This window comes from Verminephrobacter aporrectodeae subsp. tuberculatae At4 (genome assembly GCF_000193225.1).
GTDB lineage: Bacteria > Pseudomonadota > Gammaproteobacteria > Burkholderiales > Burkholderiaceae_C > Acidovorax > Acidovorax aporrectodeae.
This window is the reverse complement of record NZ_AFAL01000210.1, coordinates 1-690: the sequence shown is the minus strand read 5'-3', so window position 1 is coordinate 690 and position 690 is coordinate 1. Positions and strand designations below refer to the sequence as shown.

The window sequence follows — 690 nt, the reverse complement described above, 5'->3', positions numbered from 1 at the left end:
AAGCCCCGAACTGCGGAACCATTGGCGCGCTCTTTGTGCTTTGGAAAAGATGCCCGCTTCCGATAATCCACACGAGACCCCGCAATCCTGCAATCCTGGGTGGGAGGCAGACATGATCGACAAGATGATCGGCCCGCTGAATTTTCACGGCAGCGCCCTGGTGCTGCGCGCACAGCGTCAGCGCGACCTCGCGAGCAATATCGCAAACGCCGACACGCCGGGCTACGTGGCGCGCGACTGGCGTTTCGGGCAGGCTCTGCGGCAAGCCAGCGGCATGGGTTCGGGCCTGGCCCTGCGCCCCGCCGAGGGCGCGCATGCCTCACCGGGCGCGGCCGGCACGGGAGTGACCGACCCCCGCCACATCCCCCTGCCCGCCATACAGCACGGCGCCGGGACGGACCAGGACACGCGGGCCTACGCGCTGCAAGCCGAGCCCAGCCTGGACGGCAACACGGTCGATCTGGACCGCGAGCGCGCCAGTTTCGTCGACAACGCCGTGCGCTACGAGGCCACGCTGCGCTTTCTCGACAGCAGCGCCAAGACCATGCTTGGCGCGATCCAGGGTCAGTAACTCAGCAAACGCTCCGGCGCGGCGGCCCACACCATGTCCATGTTCTCCATCTTCAACGTGTCCGGCAGCGCCATCAGCGCGCAGGCGCAGCGGCTGAACACGGTCGCGAGCAATCTGGC

Annotated in this window: 2 protein-coding genes; both read left to right on the top strand. The window is 67.4% G+C overall.

The window, feature by feature from the left end; genetic code table 11:
- The first annotated feature begins 112 nt into the window (after positions 1-112).
- Entirely contained in the window at positions 113-571 is a 459-nt protein-coding gene (flgB, locus tag VTU_RS0105925; protein WP_010101971.1) for a flagellar basal body rod protein FlgB, read from the top strand.
- A 33-nt stretch (positions 572-604) separates the two neighbouring features.
- On the top strand, positions 605-690 hold an 86-nt coding region (locus VTU_RS25940), incomplete at its 3' end, for a flagellar basal body protein (protein WP_040892214.1).